The organism is Streptomyces purpureus (genome assembly GCF_014648195.1).
Taxonomy (GTDB): Bacteria; Actinomycetota; Actinomycetes; order Streptomycetales; family Streptomycetaceae; genus Streptomyces; species Streptomyces purpureus.
The window spans coordinates 172482-192145 of the sequence record NZ_BMQQ01000007.1; the positions used below are offsets into that span (position 1 = coordinate 172482).

The 19664-nt window shown below is 72.5% G+C and carries 14 protein-coding genes and 2 pseudogenes; 13 read left to right on the top strand and 3 right to left on the bottom strand.

Features of this window, described 5'->3' with window-relative positions:
* Nucleotides 1–102: 102 nt before the first annotated feature.
* Nucleotides 103–1077, top strand: a complete 975-nt coding sequence (locus IEZ01_RS12100; RefSeq protein ID WP_189201597.1) for a helix-turn-helix transcriptional regulator — start codon at nt 103–105, stop codon at nt 1075–1077.
* Nucleotides 1078–1099: 22 nt separating this feature from the next.
* Here IEZ01_RS12100 and IEZ01_RS12105 read toward each other — a convergent pair whose 3' ends face one another.
* Nucleotides 1100–2131: a saccharopine dehydrogenase family protein gene (locus IEZ01_RS12105; protein WP_189201599.1), complete on the bottom strand. Its 1032-nt coding sequence runs from the start codon at nt 2129–2131 to the stop codon at nt 1100–1102.
* A 99-nt stretch (nt 2132–2230) separates the two neighbouring features.
* Between IEZ01_RS12105 and IEZ01_RS12110 the strand changes: the two genes are divergently transcribed.
* From IEZ01_RS12110 to IEZ01_RS12135, 7 genes and pseudogenes are all read left to right on the top strand, one after another.
* The gene (locus IEZ01_RS12110) at nt 2231–3172 is read left to right on the top strand and encodes a helix-turn-helix domain-containing protein (RefSeq protein WP_189201601.1); all 942 of its coding nucleotides are present in this window, start codon (nt 2231–2233) and stop codon (nt 3170–3172) included.
* 47 nt (nt 3173–3219) lie between these two features.
* Nucleotides 3220–3578, top strand: a pseudogene (locus IEZ01_RS34830) (oxygenase MpaB family protein); the annotation flags it as partial.
* Nucleotides 3560–5893 carry a serine/threonine-protein kinase gene (locus IEZ01_RS12115; RefSeq protein WP_189201603.1) on the top strand — a complete coding sequence of 778 codons (2334 nt, stop codon included), beginning with the start codon at nt 3560–3562 and terminating at the stop codon, nt 5891–5893. The pseudogene IEZ01_RS34830 and the gene IEZ01_RS12115, both read left to right, overlap by 19 nt.
* A 93-nt stretch (nt 5894–5986) precedes the next feature.
* On the top strand, nt 5987–7537 hold the full coding sequence (locus IEZ01_RS12120; RefSeq protein ID WP_189201605.1) for a phytoene desaturase family protein: 1551 nt from the start codon (nt 5987–5989) through the stop codon (nt 7535–7537).
* A gap of 167 nt (nt 7538–7704) precedes the next feature.
* Nucleotides 7705–8733, top strand: a complete 1029-nt coding sequence (gene tdh, locus IEZ01_RS12125; protein ID WP_019884017.1) for an L-threonine 3-dehydrogenase — start codon at nt 7705–7707, stop codon at nt 8731–8733.
* Nucleotides 8734–8757: 24 nt separating this feature from the next.
* Nucleotides 8758–9957: a glycine C-acetyltransferase gene (locus IEZ01_RS12130; RefSeq protein WP_189201607.1), complete on the top strand. Its 1200-nt coding sequence runs from the start codon at nt 8758–8760 to the stop codon at nt 9955–9957.
* A gap of 4 nt (nt 9958–9961) precedes the next feature.
* Nucleotides 9962–10870: a LysR family transcriptional regulator gene (locus IEZ01_RS12135; protein ID WP_189201609.1), complete on the top strand. Its 909-nt coding sequence runs from the start codon at nt 9962–9964 to the stop codon at nt 10868–10870.
* A 13-nt stretch (nt 10871–10883) separates the two neighbouring features.
* Here IEZ01_RS12135 and IEZ01_RS12140 read toward each other — a convergent pair whose 3' ends face one another.
* The gene (locus tag IEZ01_RS12140; RefSeq protein WP_189201611.1) at nt 10884–12692 is read right to left on the bottom strand and encodes a serine hydrolase domain-containing protein; all 1809 of its coding nucleotides are present in this window, start codon (nt 12690–12692) and stop codon (nt 10884–10886) included.
* Between the two features lie 226 nt (nt 12693–12918).
* On the opposite strand from IEZ01_RS12140, the gene IEZ01_RS12145 reads away from it, so the two are divergent.
* From IEZ01_RS12145 to IEZ01_RS12160, 4 genes are all read left to right on the top strand, one after another.
* Nucleotides 12919–14028 carry an NAD(P)H-dependent flavin oxidoreductase gene (locus IEZ01_RS12145; RefSeq protein ID WP_189201613.1) on the top strand — a complete coding sequence of 370 codons (1110 nt, stop codon included), beginning with the start codon at nt 12919–12921 and terminating at the stop codon, nt 14026–14028.
* A 146-nt stretch (nt 14029–14174) separates the two neighbouring features.
* Nucleotides 14175–15755, top strand: coding sequence for an acyl-CoA synthetase (locus IEZ01_RS12150; protein ID WP_189201673.1), 1581 nt, complete (start codon nt 14175–14177; stop codon nt 15753–15755).
* 54 nt (nt 15756–15809) lie between these two features.
* Nucleotides 15810–16907: a calcium:cation antiporter gene (locus tag IEZ01_RS12155; protein WP_189201615.1), complete on the top strand. Its 1098-nt coding sequence runs from the start codon at nt 15810–15812 to the stop codon at nt 16905–16907.
* Nucleotides 16908–16964: 57 nt separating this feature from the next.
* Nucleotides 16965–17873 (top strand): oxidoreductase, encoded by a 909-nt coding sequence (locus tag IEZ01_RS12160; protein ID WP_189201617.1) that lies wholly within the window; start codon nt 16965–16967, stop codon nt 17871–17873.
* A 77-nt stretch (nt 17874–17950) separates the two neighbouring features.
* Here the strand turns inward: IEZ01_RS12160 and paaK are convergent, their stop codons facing one another.
* Nucleotides 17951–19264, bottom strand: a complete 1314-nt coding sequence (paaK, locus tag IEZ01_RS12165; protein WP_189201619.1) for a phenylacetate--CoA ligase PaaK — start codon at nt 19262–19264, stop codon at nt 17951–17953.
* Between the two features lie 147 nt (nt 19265–19411).
* On the opposite strand from paaK, the pseudogene IEZ01_RS34835 reads away from it, so the two are divergent.
* Nucleotides 19412–19664, top strand: a pseudogene (locus IEZ01_RS34835) (GNAT family N-acetyltransferase); the annotation flags it as partial.

Here is a 19664-nt window from a genome sequence, read left to right on the forward strand (position 1 = left end):
TACGTCCATCGGCTCGGCAACCGCCAAGCTTCGAGGTCGTGGGGACGAGCCTGCCAACAAAACACGACATCCTCAGTCATGTATTTTTGATAAAGTTCTTGTATGCGCGCCGACCGGCTGGTCTCCCTGGTCCTACTGCTGCGCCAGCGAGGTCAGTTGACCGCGGACACGCTCGCCCGCGAGCTGGGGGTCTCCACCCGTACGGTGCTGCGCGACATAGAGGCGCTCTCCGCCGCCGGCGTCCCGGTCTACGCCGAACGCGGCCGGCACGGCGGTTTCTCGCTGTTACCCGGCTTCCAGACGGCGCTCACCGGACTGAACCACGACGAGGCGCTCGCCCTGCTGGTCGCCGGATCGCGGCGCGGCGCGCAGCTGTTCGGCCTCGGCTCGGCGCTCGCCTCGGCCATGCTCAAGGTGGTCGACGCCCTGCCCGAAGGCCTGCGGGACACCGCGGCCGGCGCGGCGCAGCGATTGCTCATCGACCCGGAGACCGACCTCCTCTCGCGCCGCGTGGCCGCCGAGGAGCTGCCCGACACCGTGGTGGCCGAGGTCCGGCGCGCGGTGCTCGCCGGACACAAACTGCGCATCCACTACGCGGCGGTGAACCAGACCGCGAAGTGGCGCACGGTGGACCCGATCGGCCTGGTCACCGTACGGGACCAGGCCTACTTGCTGGCCACGAAGGCCGGCGCGGACCGCACCTACCGGCTGTCCCGGGTGCTGGCCGCCGAGGAGCTCGACGAACCCGCGCAGCGACCGGACCGGGTCGATCTGGACCGGGCCTGGCAGGAACGCAACACGCGGTTCCGGACCGGCGGCGACCAGGTCGCCGTCCTCGTACGGGTGGACCCGGCGCGGCGGGAGTACCTGGTGGGCACCGTGCTGGCCGTCCGCGCCGAAGAACCCGACGCGGACGGCTGGCTGCGCATGGACGTGATCTTCCAGGATGCGCGGCACGCCGAATGGGCGCTGTGGCGGCTCGCCACGGACGCCGAAGCCCTCGCCCCGCAGTGGCTGCGTACCTCCCTGAGCGACCGCGCCGCCTCGATCGCCGCCCGCTATGGAGTGCCGTCCTGAGAGTTGACGCCGGCCCGCGGCCTCACCGGCGCAGCTCGAAGGACATGTGCGCGGACAGGGACCGCAGGAAGTCCGGTGCGTCGAAGGCCGCGCCGGCGGAGGCGACACCTGTGGTTCGGGTCCGTCCCGTGAGGATCCGGTGGACCGCCTCCACCGCCAGCGGCGCGCTGACGGCGTAGATGTCCCGGCCGCTCGCCACGGCGCGCCGCTCCGTACCGCCCGCGCGCGCGACGGCGTCCACCAGGAAGGTCTGCGCGGACCGCCCGTGTTCGTCGGCCGCGGTCGGCGCCGGGGTGTCCGGGGCGGCCAGGTCTCCGGCCGCCTCGACCGTCATGTAGGTGCGCACCTCCGGCACGTCGAGGTGGCTGGGGACGGTGACGACGTCGGCCATGGTGAACTCGCCGATCACCTCCCGGGCGCCCATCGGGTCGGGGAAGGACCACTTCAGGGTCGGCAGGGCGTCGTCGTGGTACTCAAGCCGCCCCTGGCGGTGGCGGGCGCGGCGGCCCTCCCTGCGGCGTCCGGACACCGCGCCCGCCTCGCGGGTTCCGGCCGTGGGGTGCCAGCTGTCCAACCCGTAGGCGACATGCGCCTCGTCGGCCGCCGTCCAGTCGCCCATCGCCGCCGACACCAGCAGATCGCCGAGCCCGCCGAAGAAGGCCATCGCCGGGACGACCAGGGTGCCCGCGGCGCGGGCCCGCTCCGCGAAGTGCGCGAACGTGTCGGCGTTGGCCTCGATCTCGGCCGCCACGTCCACGTACGGGATCCCGGCGCGCAGCGCCGCCTCGATCACCGGCGCCGCCGTCGTGGCGAACGGCCCGGCGCAGTTGATCACGGCGGCCGCGCCGGCCAGCGCACGGTCGAGCGAGGCCGGGTCGTCGACCGTGGCCGGCCGTGCCTCGAGCCCGGGGTGGGAGGCCGCCAGCGCTCGCAGCTTCTCCGGGTCGCGTCCGGAGAGCAGCGGGACGAACCCCCGGCCCAGCAACTCCGCCACCACGAAGCGCCCGGTGTGCCCGTAGGCGCCGAACACCGCCACCGTCTGACCCGATTCCATGACATCTCCCGTGCTCGAAGGTTCAACAGTGAACATTCTGGCGGTGGTTGTGGGCCTCACACGAGTGTCTGGAACGACGTCGCCCGTACACTTTCGGACATGGGTACTGTCGCGCTCGCCGTCACCGACGGAATGCTGCACTTCGAACTCTCCGTGGCCTACGAGGTCTTCGGCACCGACCTGTCCGGCGTGACCGACCCCTGGTACCGCCTCACCGTCTGCGGGCCGGACGCGGTGCGGTTCGGCAGGTTCCGGCTGGAGCCCGACCAGGGGCTCGACCAGCTTCGTCACGCCGACACGGTGATCGTCCCCGGCTGGGCCGACGTCGACGTGGACCCGCCCGCCGACCTGGTCGACGCGGTACGCGCCGCCCACGAAGCGGGAGCGCGGGTGGCTTCCCTGTGCACCGGCGCGTTCGTGCTGGCCGCCGCCGGTCTGCTGGACGGCCGGCGCGCGACCACCCACTGGGCCCACACCGACGACCTGGCCGCCCGCCACCCACTGGTGGAGGTCGACCCGGACGTGCTCTACGTGGACAACGGCAGCGTCCTCACCTCCGCGGGCAAGGCCGCCGCGATGGACCTGTGCCTCCATCTGGTCCGCCTCGACCACGGCTCGGCCGTCGCCAACACGATCGCCCGCCGCCTGGTCGTACCCCCGCACCGGGCGGGCGGACAGGCCCAGTTCGTCACCGCCCCGGTACCCGCCCAGGACGACCACCCGCTCGGCGAGCTGCTGCCCTGGACGATCGAGCGGCTCGACCGGCCGCTGACCGTGGAGGACCTGGCCCGCCGGGCGAACATGAGCTCGCGCAACCTCGCCCGCCACTTCAGGTCCGTGACCGGCACCACCCCCCTGCGATGGCTGCTGACCCAGCGGATCCGGCGCGCCCAGGAGCTCCTCGAGACCACCGGCGACAGCGTCGACGCCATCGCGGAGGCCACCGGCATGGGCACCGCAACGACACTGCGCAGGCACTTCAACCGCACCATCGGCGTGCCCCCGGACACCTACCGCCGCACCTTCCGCACAACGCGCTGACCGCCGGCACCGGCCCGCGTCGACGGCGCGCCACGCCAATGTGACGGCGCCGGCCTCCCGTCCATGCCCTGCGTGTCCCGGCGCGCGAACTGATCCGGCGGCGCATGGCCGCACGCGCCTGCTACTCCCTGCCCCCTTACGCCCATCAGCTCTACGGGCGCCCGCCCCGTCACCACAGGCCGTCGACTCCCGGCTCACCGCGGCAGGCAACGCGTTGCGCTGCGTTCCCGCACGTCTCCGCCGGCGACTCCTGCCCAAACACATCGTGACGGCCATGGCACGACTCGGACTCGACACCCGTCCCGCACCGTACAAACTCCACAGACAGGCGGCCATACTGGACGGGCCGGGGAGGGCGCAGCGAATCGACGGGGGCGGCAGCACGCGATGGGGGACAGCAGGCTGATCCAGGGGCGGTACCGGCTGCTCGAACAGATCGGGCGCGGGGGCATGGGTGAGGTGTGGAGCGCCACCGACGAATCCCTCGGCCGCCGCGTCGCGGTCAAATGCCTCAAACCGCTGGGACCGCAGCAGGACAAGCACTTCATCCGAGTCCTGCGCGAGCGCTTCCGCCGCGAGGCGCGCGTCGCCGCCTCCCTCCAGCACCGTGGTGTCACCGTCGTCCATGACTTCGGGGAGGACGACGGTGTGCTCTTCCTGGTGATGGAGCTGCTCGACGGACGCAACCTCAGCCAGCTCCTGGAGGAGAACCGGCAGCATCCGCTGCCCGTCGACGACGTCGTCGACATCGCCGAACAGGTCGCCGACGCCCTCGCGTACACCCACCGCCAGGGGATCGTGCACCGCGACCTCAAGCCGGCCAACATCATGCGTCTGGTCGACGGCGCCGTGAAGATCTGCGACTTCGGGATCGCCCGCCTCGGCGCCGACATCGGTTTCACCTCCCGCCTCACCGGCACCGGGGTCGCCATGGGCACCCCGCACTACATGAGTCCGGAGCAGATCAGCGGCGGGCACGTCGACCACCGCAGCGATCTGTACTCGCTGGGCTGTGTGCTCTACGAGATCGCCACCGGAGCCCCGCCGTTCGACCTCGACGACGCCTGGGCCGTCCTCGTCGGCCATCGCGACACCCCGCCCGCGCCGCTGCGCACCCACCGCTCGGAACTGCCCGCCGCCTTCGAGCGGATCGTCCTCGACCTGCTCGCCAAGACACCCGAGGGCCGCCCGGACGACGCGGCCGATCTGCGGCGCCGGATCGTGTCCGCCCGTACGGGCCCGGTCGCCCTCACCCGGCCCGTACGCCCCGGCCCTCCGCCCACCCGCCCGGCGCGGCTGCCGTCCTGGACCCGGGGCATGACCACGGGCCACAAGGCGGCCGGCGCCGCCGCACTCCGTACGACACCGCACGATCCGTCCGCCGGGCTGACGGGGGAGTGGACCTCCCCCGCCCCGATCGGCCCCATCGTGCCCGGTGTCCCCACCGACCCCGCCATCCCCTTCGGGCCCGCCCCGGACCTCTCCCGCCCCGCGCACCAGCGCCCCGCCGGAAACACCGGAAACACCGGAACCACCGGCCCCGCCGGATCCGGCGGCCACGGACGGCCCACGCCGTCGCCCGAGCAGGTCGCCGTCCTGCTCAGCCGCCACGACGCCGGACTCAGCCTCGGCCGGCTCGGCCGCTGGGCGGAGGCCGGTGAGGTGCACCGCGCCGTCGCCGCCGAACGCGCCGAGCTGCTCGGCCCCGACCACCCCGACACCCTCGCCAGCCGCTACGAGCTCGGCTTCACCCTCGGCCGCACCGGCCGCGCCACCGACGCCCTGCGCGAGTTCGGCGCCGTCGCCGAGGGCCGCGCCCGCGCCCTGGGACCCGACCACCCCGATACCCTCGCCGCCCGCCAGGAGATGGCGTACGTCCTCGGCCAGCTCGGCCGCCATGCCGAGGCCCACCAGGTCTACGCGGCGGTGCTCGCCTCCCGGGAGCGCACCACGGGCCCCGACCACCCCGACACCCTGCGCTGCCGCCACAACCTCGCCTTCAACCTGAGCCGGCTCGGCCGACTGGAGGAGTCGCACCGGATGGCGCACGAGGTGGCCGAGGCCCGCGCCCGGCTGCTCGGACGCGAACATCCCGACACCCTGGTCACCCGGTACGAAGTCGCCTACACCCTTGGCCAGTTGGGCCGCTGGTCGGCCGCGCTCGCCGCCTACCGCGAGGTCGCCGCCGCCCGCGCGGGCGTCCTCGGCGCCGACCACCCCGACACCCTCGCCGCCCGCTACGAGATCGGCATCAGCCTCGGCCGACTCGGCCGCAGCGCCGAAGCCCTGGAGCTCTACCGGGACCTCGTCACCACCCGTACGCGCGTGCACGGCCCCGACGACCCCGAAACCCTGCGTGCCCGTCACGGCCTCGGCGTCAACCTCGGCCGGCTCGCCCGCTGGGAGGAGGCGCTCGCCGAGGCCCGCGAGGTCTGCGCGCTCAGGGAACGGGTCCTCGGCCCGGACCATCCCGACACCCTGGTCAGCCGACGGGAGGTCGCCGTCTCCCTGGGCTGGCTGGGCCGCTGGAGCGAAGCCCTTGCCGTCTACCGCGAGGTCGCCGGCGCCCGCGAACGGGTCCTGGGCGCCGATCACCCCGACGCCCTCGCCAGCCGCAACGACGAGGCCCACTGCCTCGAACAGCTCGGCCACCACGCCGAGGCCGTCGAGCTCTACCGGCGGGTCGCCACCCTCCGCCTGCGCACCGGCACCCGCGCGTGACCCGGCCGACCGGCCGGGACCTGCCCGACCAGCTGATCGGGACGTGGCCGGAGACAGGGTTCCGGCGCCGCCGCGCACGTGCTACCAAGAGCCATGCCAGCACAGCGCTCGTACGACGCCGTCATCGTCGGCGGCGGCCACAACGGACTCGTCGCCGCCGCCTACCTCGCCCGCGCAGGCCGCTCCGTCCTCCTCCTCGAACGGCTCGAGACCACCGGCGGCGCGGCGGTCTCCACCCGCCCCTTCGCCGGGATCGACGCCCGCCTCTCCCGCTACTCGTACCTGGTGTCCCTCCTCCCGGCGAAGATCGTCAACGATCTCGACCTCGTCTTCGCCGTCCGCAAGCGCACGGTCTCCTCCTACACCCCGGTCGAGCGTGACGGCCGCGCCACCGGCCTCCTCGTCGGCGGCGGCGCCGACCGCACCCGTGCGTCCTTCGCCGCGCTCACCGGCTCCGACGACGCCTACGAGAGCTGGCTGCGCTTCTACGAGCGCACCCGCCGCGCCGCCGAGCGCATCTTCCCCACCCTCACCGACCCGCTCCCCACCCGCGAGGAGCTGCGCGCCCGCGTCGACGACGAGACGACCTGGCGGATGCTCTTCGAAGAACCCATCGGCGTCGCGATCGAGGAGCACTTCACCGACGACCTGGTCCGCGGCGTCGTCCTCACCGACGCCCTGATCGGCACCTTCGCCGACGCGCACGACCCCTCCCTGCTCCAGAACCGCTGCTTCCTCTACCACGTCATCGGCGGCGGTACGGGCGACTGGGACGTCCCCGTCGGCGGCATGGGCGCCCTCACCGACGCCCTCGCGGACGCCGCCCGCCGCGCCGGGGCCGAGATCGCCACCGAACACGACGTCACCCGGATCGAGACCGACGGCCGCGCCGCCGAGATCACCTACCGCTCGGCCGGCAGCAACGGAACCGTCGCCGCCCGCCACGTCCTGGTGAACGCCTCACCCCAGGCCCTCGCCGGCCTGCTCGGCGAGAGCTCGCCGCCTCCCGCCGAGGGCGCCCAGCTCAAGGTCAACATGCTGCTGACCCGGCTCCCCAGGCTCCGGGACACCACCGTCGACCCCCGCGAGGCGTTCTCCGGCACCTTCCACATCGCCGAGGGGTACGGGCAGTTGGGCGCCGCCCACCGGGAGGCGGCCGCCGGCCGGCTGCCGACCACCCCGCCCAGCGAGATCTACTGCCACTCGCTCACCGACCGGTCGATCCTCGGCCCCGAACTCGCCGCCCAGGGCTACCAGACCCTCACCCTCTTCGGGCTCCACACCCCCGCACGGCTCTTCATCGACGACAACGACGCGGCCCGCGCCGCCCTCCTCAAGGCGACCCTCGCCGAGCTCGACACCCACCTCGCCGAGCCGCTCGCCGACTGCCTGGCCGTGGACGCCGACGGCCGCCCCTGCATCGAGGCGAAGACCCCGCTCGACCTGGAACGCGAACTACGGATGCCCGGCGGCCACATCTTCCACCGCGACCTCTCCTTCCCCTACGCCGACGACTCGACCGGCCGCTGGGGCGTGGAGACCGCGCACGCCAACGTCCTGCTGTGCGGAGCGGGCGCCGTCCGCGGCGGCGGGGTCAGCGGGATCCCCGGCCACAATGCGGCGATGGCGGTGCTCGGACGTTGACCGGCAGCAGGCCCCCGCCTGCGGCGTGAAGCCCAGCTGTGGCCGCGGTTAAGAAAACCTCGATGGACCGCACCGCCGACGTAAGGGAGATTTCTGCCAGGGATCATGGCCGGAAAACCGGCCCTCGCTCTTCCCCTCGCAGGATTCGTACGTCAGGAGCCGTTGCATTGAAGGCGCTGGTCAAGCTGAAGGCTGAGCCCGGACTCTGGCTCACGGATGTGCCCGAGCCGGAGATCGGCCCCGGAGACGTACTGATCAAGGTGCTCCGCACCGGCATCTGCGGCACGGATCTGCACATCCGCTCCTGGGACGGCTGGGCACAGAAGACCATCGCCACCCCGCTGACCCTCGGCCATGAGTTCGTCGGCGAGGTCGTCGAGGTCGGCCGCGACGTGGCCGACGTCAAGAGCGGCGACCTCGTGAGCGGCGAAGGCCACCTGGTCTGCGGAAAGTGCCGCAACTGCCTCGCCGGCCGGCGCCACCTGTGCCGCGCCACCGTCGGCCTCGGCGTCGGCCGCGATGGCGCCTTCGCCGAGTACGTCGCCCTGCCCGCGTCCAACGTGTGGGTGCACCGCGTCCCCGTGGACCTCGACATCGCCGCCATCTTCGACCCGTTCGGCAACGCCGTGCACACCGCGCTGTCGTTCCCGCTGGTCGGCGAGGACGTCCTCATCACCGGCGCCGGACCGATCGGCATCATGGCCGCGGCCGTCGCCAAGCACGCCGGCGCCCGCAACGTCGTGATCACCGACGTCAGCGAGGCCCGCCTCGCGCTCGCCCGCAAGGTCGGCGTCAGCCTGGCCCTCAACGTCGCCGAGACCACCATCGCGGACGGCCAGCGCCAGATGGGCATGCGCGAGGGCTTCGACATCGGCCTGGAGATGTCCGGCCGCCCCGAGGCCATGCGCGACATGATCGCCAACATGACCAACGGCGGCCGGATCGCCATGCTGGGCCTGCCCGCGCAGGAGTTCCCGGTCGACTGGTCCCGGATCGTCACCTCCATGATCACGATCAAGGGCATCTACGGCCGCGAGATGTTCGAGACCTGGTACGCCATGTCCGTCCTGCTGGAAGCGGGCCTCGACCTCGGCCCCGTGATCACCGGCCGCTACTCCTATCAGGAGTACGAAACCGCCTTCGACGACGCCGCGAGCGGCCAGGGCGGCAAGATCATCCTCGACTGGACCGCCTGAGCTTTCCCTTCTGGAGAATCACTGATGTTCGACTCCGTACGCGACGAGCTGCGCACCACCCTCGACGAGATCCGCGCCGCCGGGCTGCACAAGCCCGAGCGCGTCATCGGCACCCCCCAGTCCGCCACCGTCGCCGTCACCGCCGGCGGCCGCCCCGGTGACGTGCTCAACTTCTGCGCCAACAACTACCTCGGCCTCGCCGACCACCCCGCGGTGATCGGCGCCGCGCACAGCGCGCTGGACCGCTGGGGCTACGGCATGGCCTCCGTCCGCTTCATCTGCGGCACCCAGGAGGTGCACAAGGAGCTGGAGCAGCGGCTCTCCGCCTTCCTCGGGCAGGAGGACACGATCCTCTACTCCTCCTGCTTCGACGCCAACGGAGGCGTCTTCGAGACCCTCCTCGGCGCCGAGGACGCCGTCATCTCCGACGCCCTCAACCACGCCTCGATCATCGACGGCATCCGCCTCTCCAAGGCCCGCCGCTTCCGCTACGCCAACCGCGACATGGCCGACCTGGAGCAGCAGCTCAAGGAGGCCACCGAGGGAGGCGCGCGGCGCACGCTGATCGTCACCGACGGTGTGTTCTCCATGGACGGCTACGTCGCCCCGCTCGACGAGATCTGCGACCTGGCCGAGCGCCACGGCGCGATGGTCATGGTCGACGACTCGCACGCCGTCGGCTTCGTCGGCCCCGGCGGCCGCGGCACCCCCGAGCTGCACGGCGTCATGGACCGCGTCGACATCATCACCGGCACCCTCGGCAAGGCCCTCGGCGGCGCCTCCGGCGGCTATGTCGCCGCCCGCGCCGAGATCGTCGCCCTGCTGCGCCAGCGCTCCCGTCCGTACCTCTTCTCCAATACCCTCGCCCCGGTCATCGCCGCCGCCTCGCTGAAGGTCCTCGACCTGCTGGAGTCGGCCGGTGACCTGCGCGAGCGGCTGAACGAGAACACCAAGCTCTTCCGCACCCGCATGACCGAGGAGGGCTTCGACATCCTCCCCGGCGACCACGCCATCGCGCCGGTGATGATCGGCGACGCGGCGGAGGCGGCCCGCATGGCCGACCTGCTCCTGGAGCGCGGCGTGTACGTGATCGGCTTCTCGTACCCGGTCGTCCCCCAGGGCCAGGCCCGGATCCGCGTCCAGCTGTCCGCGGCGCACTCGCCCGATGACGTCAACCGCGCGGTGGACGCGTTCGTCGATGCCAGGGCCGCCCTGCGAGACTAGGGGCATGATCGAAGCGCGGCGGCTGCACATCCTCCGAGCGGTGGCCGACCACCGTACGGTCACCGCGGCTGCCGCCGCGCTCTATCTCACGCCCTCCGCGGTCAGCCAGCAGCTGGCCGCCCTGGAGCAGGAGACCGGGCACCGGCTCGTCGACCGCAGCGCCCGCGGCGTCCGGCTGACCCCGGCGGGCGAGATCCTGCTCAGCCACGCCAACGCGGTCCTGGCCCAGCTGGAGCGGGCCGAGTCGGAGCTCGCGGCCTACGGCTCCGGCGAGGCCGGCACGGTCACCGTGGCGGCCTTCGCCACCGGCATCGGCCTCGTCGTGGGCCCCGCCATCACCGAGCTCGCCCGCTCCTCGCCCGGCATACGAGTCCGGGTCCGGGACGCCGAGGGCGACGCGAGCCTCCTCATGGTCCTGGACCGGCAGGTCGACGTGGCGGTGGCCGTCGAGTACCGCGGCGCCCCTGGCGAGGACGACGCCCGGCTGACCAGGGTGGCGCTGTACGCCGAGCCGTTCGACGCGGTCCTGCCGGTCGGCCACCCCCTCGCGGGCCACGAGCAGGTCGCGCTCGGAGCCCTCGCCAAGGACCCGTGGATCGGCCCCTACCCCGGCAACCCCTGCCATGACGTGGTCGTCCTGGCCTGCGAGTACGCCGGATTCGAACCCCGCCTGGAGCATTCGTCCGACGACTTCCGGGCCGTGGTGTCGCTGGCCTCCGCCGCGGCGGGCGTCGCCCTCGTGCCGCGCTCGGCGCTGCGCGGCATGGATCTCACCGATGTGGTGATCCGTCCCGTCGACGGGGTGGCCCCCACCCGCCGCGTCTTCGCGGCGGTCCGCCGCGGCGCGGAGGAGCACCCCCTGATCCGGCCCGTCCTGAAGGCGCTGGAGACGGCGGCGGCCCCCAGCCCCTGACGAGCGGCCGGGTTCAGTCCGCCGACGGTGTCCAGCCCCGGGCCTCGATCCGGGCCGCGTCGGACGGCCGGGTCTCGTCGAAGAGGGTGCGGCGCCCGCTGCGGACCCGCAGCCCGTCGACGTACACCCCGCGTCCCACGTACAGCTGGTCGGTGGTGTAGCGCCAGCGCAGCCGGAACGGCGCCGTGTGCCAGGCCGTCAGATCGGCCTCCAGGTCGTGCCAGCGGCGGCCCGACCAGCCGGTCGCCGATCCGCTCGGGTGGGCTTGGGGCTCTTCGCCCGGCCGGACGGTGGTGAACGGCACCGGCTGCCAGGTGGCGCCCGCGTCGCCCGACGCCTCCAGGTGGACGGCGTCCGAGCCGGGCTCCGTGTCCCACCACAGGGCGCAGTCGAGGCGCAGGGGGCCCGCGCCGGGGGTCAGCTCGGGGAGGGTGAGGGTGGCGGTGGTGCTGCCTGCCGTGCCGGAGAACCAGGCGGTACGTCCCCGCCTCGGGCGCACCGGGACCGCGCGGGCGAGGTGGGTGGCGGCGGCCACGCGGGGCGCCGAGCCGGAGCGCCAGCCGCGTACGGGATGGACGGAGTTGCCGAGCAGGATCAGGAACGTGTCGGTGCTCGGGTCGAGCACGAGACTGGTGCCGGTGAAGCCGGTGTGCCCGGCGCTGCTCGGGGTGGCCATCGCTCCCATGTACCAGTGCTGGTAGAGCTCGAAGCCGAGCCCGTGCTCGTCGCCGGGGAAAGCGGTGTTGAAGTCGGTGAACAGCAGGGCGACCGAGTCGCGGCGCAGGATGCGGGCCTGGCCGTACGCGCCGCCGTTGAGGAGCGTACGGGCGAGGACCGCCAGGTCCCAGGCGCAGGAGAAGACCCCGGCGTGGCCCGCGACCCCGCCCAGGCTGTACGCGTTCTCGTCGTGGACCTCGCCCCACACCAGCCCCCGCTCCAGGCCCGACCACGGCAGCCGGGCGTCCTCGGTGGCGGCGATCTTCGGCCGCCAGGAGGGCGGGGGATTGAAACGTGTGCGGCGCATGCCGAGCGGAGCGGTGATCTCGTCGTGGAGCAGTGCATCCAGAGGGCGACCGGTGATCTCCTCCAGGATCAGCTGAAGCGTGATCAGGTTGAGGTCGGAGTAGAGATAGCGGGAGCCGGGTGGGCTCACCGGCATCTCGTTCCACAGCAGCCGCAGCTTCCCCTCCCGCGTGGGCTCCTTGTAGAGCGGCAGCCAGGCCCGCAGCCCCGAGGTGTGGGTGAGCAGCTGGCGTACCGTCACCTCCCGCTTGCCCCCGCCCCCGAACTCCGGAAGATACGCGGTGACCTTGCCCTCCAGCTCCAGCGCGCCCCGCTCGATCTGCTGCACGGCAAGGATCGCGGTGAACAGCTTCGACACCGACGCCAGGTCGAAGACGGTGTCCTCGGCCATCGGGATCTGCCGCTCCACCGGCAGCTCGACGCCGGTGTCGGTGGTCTCGTCGTAGGCCGCGTACCGCAGCGCCTGCCCGATCGGCCGGTGCAGCGCCACCGTCGAGCCGCGCCCCGCGAGCAGGACCGCGCCCGCGTACCACGGGTGCTTGTGGGAGGGGCCGAGATACCGCTCGGCGTCGGCGACCAGCCGGTCCAGGTGCTCCGGCAGCAGCCCGGCGCGTTCGGCGGAGCCGCGCCGCAGTACGGGCGTACCCCCGGCCGCGCCGTCGCGGTCGTCCGCCGCCCAGGCCGCCGCCGGTGGCATCGGGCCGATCACCAAGGAACCTCCCAGGGCCAGGACCCCGCCGCCAAGTCGTCGCCTGCTGATGGCCTTGCCCGAAGATCCGGGCGCGGAGCCCTCTGCCATCGTGCCTCCCGGTCCCAGCCCAGCTGAAAGATGCCTTCGGTCACGTCCGCAACAGAGGAAACTTTCTTACCGAGGTGACCTGCCGTCAAGGACGCCGAAGGGCCAAGGGGCCCGCGCGCCGGGCCCCCGGGCGTTCCGAAGGGCCGTCGGACCGCCCCTCAAGAAATCTGACACCGCATCAGAAAATCTCTTCCCTCGTCCCGCCCGCTGCGGCATCCTGCGCCCCATGGAGACGGAGCTGAGCAAGAGACTGGGCATCGAGCACGCCATCTTCGGCTTCACGCCCTTCCCCGCGGTGGCCGCCGCCATCACCCGCGCCGGCGGCTTCGGGGTCCTCGGGGCGGTGCGCTACACCGCCCCGGACGACCTCGCCCGCGACCTCGACTGGATGCAGGAGCACACCGACGGGCTGCCCTACGGACTCGACGTCGTCATGCCCGCCAAGAAGGTCGAGGGTGTGACCGAGTCCGATGTCGAGGCGATGATCCCCGAAGGGCACCGGGAGTTCGTCCGTGCCACCCTCGCCAAGCACGGCGTACCCGAACTCGCCGAGGGTGAGGCCTCCGGCTGGCGCATCACCGGCTGGATGGAGCAGGTCGCCCGCAGCCAGCTCGACGTCGCCTTCGACTACCCCATCAAACTCCTCGCCAACGCCCTCGGCTCCCCGCCCCCGGACGTCGTACGCCGCGCACACGACCACGGAGTCCTCGTCGCCGCGCTCGCGGGCAGCGCCCGCCACGCCCGCCACCACGCCGACGCCGGCATCGACATCGTCGTCGCCCAGGGCTACGAGGCGGGCGGCCACACCGGCGAGATCGCCTCCATGGTCCTCACCCCCGAAGTCGTCGACGCCGTCGGCCCGCTGCCCGTCCTCGCCGCCGGCGGCATCGGCAGCGGCGAACAGATCGCCGCCGGACTCGCCCTCGGCGCCCAGGGCGTCTGGCTCGGCTCCCTCTGGCTCACCACCACCGAGGCCGAGCTCCACTCCCGGGCCCTGACCGCCAAGCTCCTCGCCGCGGGCTCCGGCGACACCGTCCGCTCCCGCGCCCTGACGGGCAAGCCCGCCCGCCAGCTGCGCACCGAATGGACCGACGCGTGGGACGACCCGGCCGGGCCCGGACCGCTCCCCATGCCGCTCCAGGGGCTGCTGGTCGCCGAGGCCGTCTCCCGGATCCAGAAGTACGAGGTGGAACCGCTGCTCGGCACCCCCGTCGGGCAGATCGTCGGCCGGATGAACGCCGAACGCAGCGTGCGCGAGGTCTTCGACGACCTCACCCGCGGTTTCGAACGGGCCGTCGGCCGCATCCAGCGCATCGCCGGAAGGAGCGGGACATGAGCGAGCGGGAGAAGAACGACCGGGACATGAGCGAGCGGGTCGGGGGCGACCGGGACATGAGCGAGCGGGAGAAGAACGACCGGGACATGAGCGAGCGGGTCGGGGGCGACCGGGACATGAGCGAGCGGGAGAAGAACGACCGGGACATGAGCGAGCGGGTCGAGGGCGGGCAGGGCGTGCGGCCCGCGCCCAGCGGCTTCTGGACCCAGGCGGGCGCCGACCCCGACCGTACGGTCCTCACGGCGCCCGACGGCGAGGAGTGGACGGCCGGCCGTCTGCACGCCGCCGCCAACCAGCTCGTGCACGGTCTGCGCGCCGCCGGCCTGCGCCGCGGCGACGCCTTCGCGGTCGTCCTGCCCAACGGCGCCGAGTTCTTCACCGCCCATCTCGCCGCCACCCAGGCCGGCTTCTACCTCGTCCCCGTCAACCACCACCTCGTAGGACCCGAGATCGCCTGGATCGTCTCCGACTCCGGCGCCAAGGTCCTCATCGCCCACGAACGCTTCGCCCAGGCCGCCACCGCCGCGGCCGACGAGGCCGGCCTGCCCGCCACCCACCGCTTCGCCGTCGGCGTCGTCGAGGGCTTCCGCCCGTACGCCGCGCTGCTCGACGGACAGCCCCCGACGCCGCCCGCCGACCGGACCCTCGGCTGGGTCATGAACTACACCTCGGGTACCACCGGCAGGCCGCGCGGCATCCGCCGCCCCCTGCCCGGCAGACTCCCGGAAGAGACCCACCTCGGCGGATTCCTCGGCATCTTCGGCATCAGGCCGTTCGACGACAACGTCCATCTGGTCTGCTCGCCGCTCTACCACACCGCCGTGCTCCAGTTCGCGGCCGCAGCCCTGCACATCGGCCATCCGCTCGTCCTCATGGACAAATGGGCGCCCGAGGAGATGCTGCGGCTCATCGATGCCCACGCCTGCACCCACACCCACATGGTTCCGACGCAGTTCCACCGGCTGCTCGCCCTGCCGCAAGCCGTCAAGGACCGCTACGACGTCTCCTCCCTGCGTCACGCCATCCACGGCGCCGCCCCCTGCCCCGACCACGTCAAACGCGCCATGATCGACTGGTGGGGGCGGTGCGTCGAGGAGTACTACGCGGCCAGCGAGGGCGGCGGGGCCTTCGCCACCGCCGAGGACTGGCTGAAGAAGCCCGGCACGGTCGGCAAGGCCTGGCCCATCAGTGAACTCGCCGTCTTCGACGACGACGGCCGCCGGCTGCCGCCCGGTGAGCTCGGCACCGTCTACATGAAGATGTCCACCGGCGGATTCTCGTACCACAAGGACGAGACCAAGACCGCGAAGAACCGCATCGGCGACTACTTCACCGTCGGAGACCTCGGCGTCCTCGACGAGGACGGCTATCTCTTCCTCCGCGACCGCAAGATCGACATGATCATCTCGGGCGGGGTCAACATCTACCCGGCCGAGATCGAGGCCGCGCTCCTCAGCCACCCCGCCGTCGCGGACGCCGCCGCCTTCGGTGTCCCGCACGCCGACTGGGGCGAGGAGGTCAAGGCCGTCGTCGAACCCGCCGACGGCCACATCCCGAGCCGGACCCTCGCCGCCGAGATCCTCGACCACGTCGCCGGACAGCTCGCCGGCTACAAACGCCCCAGGTCGGTCGAGTTCATCGACACCATGCCCCGCGACCCCAACGGCAAGCTGTACAAGCGACGGCTGCGCGACCCGTACTGGGAAGGGCGCACCCGCCCGCTGTAGCGCCGCACCGCTCCAACGAGGGCTGCATACCGGACATATGGCACTATCGTGATCATGGGTTCGAGCGCGGCAGGGCTGGCACGGCGATGGACCACCTGGGTCCCGGTGGTCGCGGCGCTCGCCCTCGCGCTCGCCTGGGGCCGCGACCTGCCAGGATTCGCCGCCGCCGTCGTGGGGCTGTGCCTGCTGGGCGCCGTCCTGTCCGCCGTGCACCACGCCGAGGTCGTCGCCCACCGGGTCGGCGAACCCTTCGGCTCCCTCGTCCTCGCCGTCGCCGTCACCGTCATCGAGGTCGGACTCATCGTCACCCTGATGGCGGGCGGCGGGGACAAGGTCTCCACCTACGCCCGGGACACCGTCTTCGCCGCCGTGATGATCACCTGCAACGGCATCGTCGGGCTGTCCGTCCTCGTCGCCGCGGTGCGCAACCGGGTCGCCGTCTTCAACGCCGAAGGCTCGGGCGGCGCCCTCGCCACCGTCTGCACGCTCGCCACCATGACGCTGGTCCTGCCGACGTTCACCACCAGCCGGCCCGGCCCTGAGTTCTCCACCGCGCAGCTCGCCTTCGCCGCCGTCGCCTCGCTCTGCCTGTACGGGGTCTTCGTCGCCGTACAGACCGTGCGGCACCGCGACTACTTCCTGCCCGTGCCCCGCGACGGACACGACTCCGAGGACGAGCACGCCGCCCCGCCGACCGTCCCCCAGACCTGGTGGAGCGTCGGACTCCTCCTCCTGGCGCTCGTCGCGGTCGTCGGCAACGCCAAACTGGTCTCACCGACCATCGAGGACGGTGTCGAGTCGGCGGGCCTGCCCAACGCGGTCGTCGGTGTCGTCATCGCCCTGATGGTGCTGCTGCCCGAAACCCTCGCGGCGGTCCGCGCCGCGCGCCGCGACCGGATGCAGACCAGCCTCAACCTCGCCTACGGCTCGGCGATCGCCAGCATCGGACTGACGATCCCGGCCATCGCGCTCGCCACCGTCTGGCTCTCCGGACCCCTGGTCCTGGGCCTCGGCCCCGTCCACATGGTGCTGCTCGTCCTCACGGCCGCGGTGAGCGCCCTGACCGTCGTCCCCGGCCGGGCCACACTCCTCCAGGGCGGCGTCCATCTCGCGATCTTCGCCGCCTTCGTCTTCCTCTCCTTCAGCCCCTGATCCGCGGATGCCCGAATCGATGGCGGTCGGCCCGCTGTTGAAGGCACCATGATCCACATGACCTCACAGACGATCACCGCGGCGGACTCCGGTACCTGGAAACTCGGAGACCTGACGGTCAACCGGATCGGCTTCGGCGCGATGCGCCTGCCCCAGACCGGGGAGGCGCTGATACCGGACGCCGTGCCACGCGACCGCGACCAGGCGATCCGCGTACTGCGCCGCGCGGTGGAGCTCGGTGTGAACCACCTTGACACCGCCGCGTTCTACTTCTCCTCGACACGCTCCGCCAACGAACTCATCAACCGGGCCGTCGCCCCCTACCAGGACGACCTGGTCATCACCACCAAGGTCGGTCCGGGCCGTGACTCCTCCGGCGAGTGGCTGCCTCACGCCACCGCACGCCAGCTGCGCGGCCAGGTCGAGGAGAACCTCCGTCAGCTCGGCCGCGACCATCTCGACGTGGTGAACCTGCGGATCGTCGGCAGCGATTCGATCGCCGAGCGGTTCGGCGCCCTGGCCGAGCTGCGGGACGCCGGGCTCATCCGCCACCTCGGCCTCTCCAACGTCCAGCCGCACCACGTGGCCGAGGCCCAGGCCATCGCGCCGGTGGTCTGTGTGCAGAACCAGTACGGCATCGGCATCCGGCCCGAACACGACGACTTCGTACGGGACTGCGGCGCGCAGGGCATCGCGTTCGTGCCGTTCTACTCCATCGCCGGCACCGGCCGGGAGGCCGGCGCGACGGGCGGCGAGAGCGACGAACTGCTCGCCGTCGCCCGGGCCCACGGCGCCACCCCCGCGCAGGTGCGGCTGGCCTGGACCCTCCACCGCGGCCCGCACGTACTGGCCATCCCCGGCACCGGCGACCCGGAGCACCTGGCGGCCAACGTGGCGGCGGGCGCGCTGCGCCTCTCCGCGGACGAACTGGCCACTCTGGACGCCCTCCACCGCCGCGGCGCGTAGCCGCCGGGCCGACAACGCGCCGGGTGCCCGGGGCGCGGGGTGGAAGGCCGCCCCGACACACCCCGGCCCCGGCCCGGCTAGCGGTTCCTGAGGTCCACGATCCGCCTGATCTTGCCGACCGACCGCTCCAGCGTCTCCGGATCCACCACCTCGACCAGGGCCGACACCCCGATGCCGTCCTTGACCGCCGCCGCGACCGCCCGGGCCGCCTCCGCCCGCTGCCCGGGCGTCGCCTCCGCCCGCGCCTCGGCACGTACGGTCAGCACGTCCAGCCGGCCCTCCCGGGTCAGCCGCAGCTGGAAGTGCGGGGCCAGCGACGGGGTCCGCAGCACGATCTCCTCGATCTGCGTGGGGAAGAGGTTCACGCCGCGCACGATCACCATGTCGTCACTGCGGCCGGTCACCTTCTCCATCCGCCGGAAGACCCGCGCCGTGCCCGGCAGCAGCCGGGTCAGGTCCCGGGTGCGGTAGCGGATCACCGGCATCGCCTCCTTGGTCAGCGAGGTGAACACCAGCTCCCCCTGCTCCCCGTCGGGCAGTACCTCGCCGGTGAACGGGTCGACGACCTCGGGGTAGAAGTGGTCCTCCCAGATGTGCAGACCGTCCTTGGTCTCGACACACTCCTGCGCGACACCGGGGCCCATCACCTCCGACAGCCCGTAGATGTCCACCGCGTCGATCGCGAACCGCTCCTCGATCTCGCGGCGCATCTCCTCGGTCCACGGCTCGGCGCCGAAGATGCCCACCTTCAGAGAGGTGGACCGGGGATCGACACCCTGGCGCTCGAACTCGTCAAGGAGCGTCAGCATGTACGACGGCGTCACCATGATGATCTCGGGCCGGAAGTCCTGGATCAGCTGCACCTGACGTGCCGTCATGCCACCGGAGGCGGGGATGACCGTGCAGCCGAGCCGCTCGGCCCCGTAGTGCGCGCCCAGCCCGCCGGTGAACAGGCCGTAGCCGTACGCCACATGCACCTTGTGCCCCGGCCGGCCGCCCGCCGCGCGGATCGAGCGGGCCACCACGTCGGCCCAGGTCTCGATGTCGCGCTCGGTGTAGCCGACCACCGTGGGGCGGCCGGTCGTCCCGCTGGAGGCGTGGATGCGGCGCACCCGCGACTGGTCCACGGCGAACATCCCGAAGGGGTAGTGGTCCCGCAGGTCCGTCTTGGCCGTGAAGGGGAAGCGGGCCAGATCGGCGAGCGTACGGCAGTCGTCGGGCTTGAGTCCGGCCGCGTCGAACGACGCGCGGTAGAAGCCGACGTTCTCGTACGCGTGGCGCAGGGTCGCCCGCAGCCGCTCCAGCTGGAGGGCCTCCAGCTCCGCGCGGTCGAGCCGCTCCCCGTCGTCCAGCAGCCCCGCGCCATCAGCCCGATCCGCTCGATCCGTCATGCGCCGCTCTCCCGTCCGTCCGACACGTCCCTACCGATCATTCGGTCAGGCGCGGGCGGTGGCAAGAGGCGGGGGCTGATTTCCCCAAGATCTCCCGGGCCGAAAACCGATTGCGATCCGGCGCGCGGCGGTGCTGGAGTGGGAGTTATGGATCATGCAGCGGTGCTCGCGCGGTACGACCGGCAGATGCGGCAGGGCGCCCGGCCCGATGGCCCCGGAGTCCGCGTCGAACGCGACGGTCCGGTCGTACGGCAGACGGGCCCCGCCCACGCCTGGAACGGGATCCTCTGGTCAGGCCTCGGCGCCCTCGACGCCGACGCGGCCATCGCCGAACAGATCCGGTACTTCACCGGGCGCGGCCTCGCCTTCGAATGGAAGGCCTACGGACACGACGGCCCGG

Coding starts and splice junctions, on each gene's coding strand:
- IEZ01_RS12100 (WP_189201597.1), top strand. CDS start 103: ATGCGCGCCGACCGGCTGGTCTCCCTGGTCCTACTGCTGCGCCAGCGA.
- IEZ01_RS12105 (WP_189201599.1), bottom strand. CDS start 2,131: ATGGAATCGGGTCAGACGGTGGCGGTGTTCGGCGCCTACGGGCACACC.
- IEZ01_RS12110 (WP_189201601.1), top strand. CDS start 2,231: ATGGGTACTGTCGCGCTCGCCGTCACCGACGGAATGCTGCACTTCGAA.
- IEZ01_RS12115 (WP_189201603.1), top strand. CDS start 3,560: ATGGGGGACAGCAGGCTGATCCAGGGGCGGTACCGGCTGCTCGAACAG.
- IEZ01_RS12120 (WP_189201605.1), top strand. CDS start 5,987: ATGCCAGCACAGCGCTCGTACGACGCCGTCATCGTCGGCGGCGGCCAC.
- IEZ01_RS12130 (WP_189201607.1), top strand. CDS start 8,758: ATGTTCGACTCCGTACGCGACGAGCTGCGCACCACCCTCGACGAGATC.
- IEZ01_RS12135 (WP_189201609.1), top strand. CDS start 9,962: ATGATCGAAGCGCGGCGGCTGCACATCCTCCGAGCGGTGGCCGACCAC.
- IEZ01_RS12140 (WP_189201611.1), bottom strand. CDS start 12,692: ATGGCAGAGGGCTCCGCGCCCGGATCTTCGGGCAAGGCCATCAGCAGG.
- IEZ01_RS12145 (WP_189201613.1), top strand. CDS start 12,919: ATGGAGACGGAGCTGAGCAAGAGACTGGGCATCGAGCACGCCATCTTC.
- IEZ01_RS12150 (WP_189201673.1), top strand. CDS start 14,175: ATGAGCGAGCGGGTCGAGGGCGGGCAGGGCGTGCGGCCCGCGCCCAGC.
- IEZ01_RS12155 (WP_189201615.1), top strand. CDS start 15,810: ATGGGTTCGAGCGCGGCAGGGCTGGCACGGCGATGGACCACCTGGGTC.
- IEZ01_RS12160 (WP_189201617.1), top strand. CDS start 16,965: ATGACCTCACAGACGATCACCGCGGCGGACTCCGGTACCTGGAAACTC.
- paaK (WP_189201619.1), bottom strand. CDS start 19,264: ATGACGGATCGAGCGGATCGGGCTGATGGCGCGGGGCTGCTGGACGAC.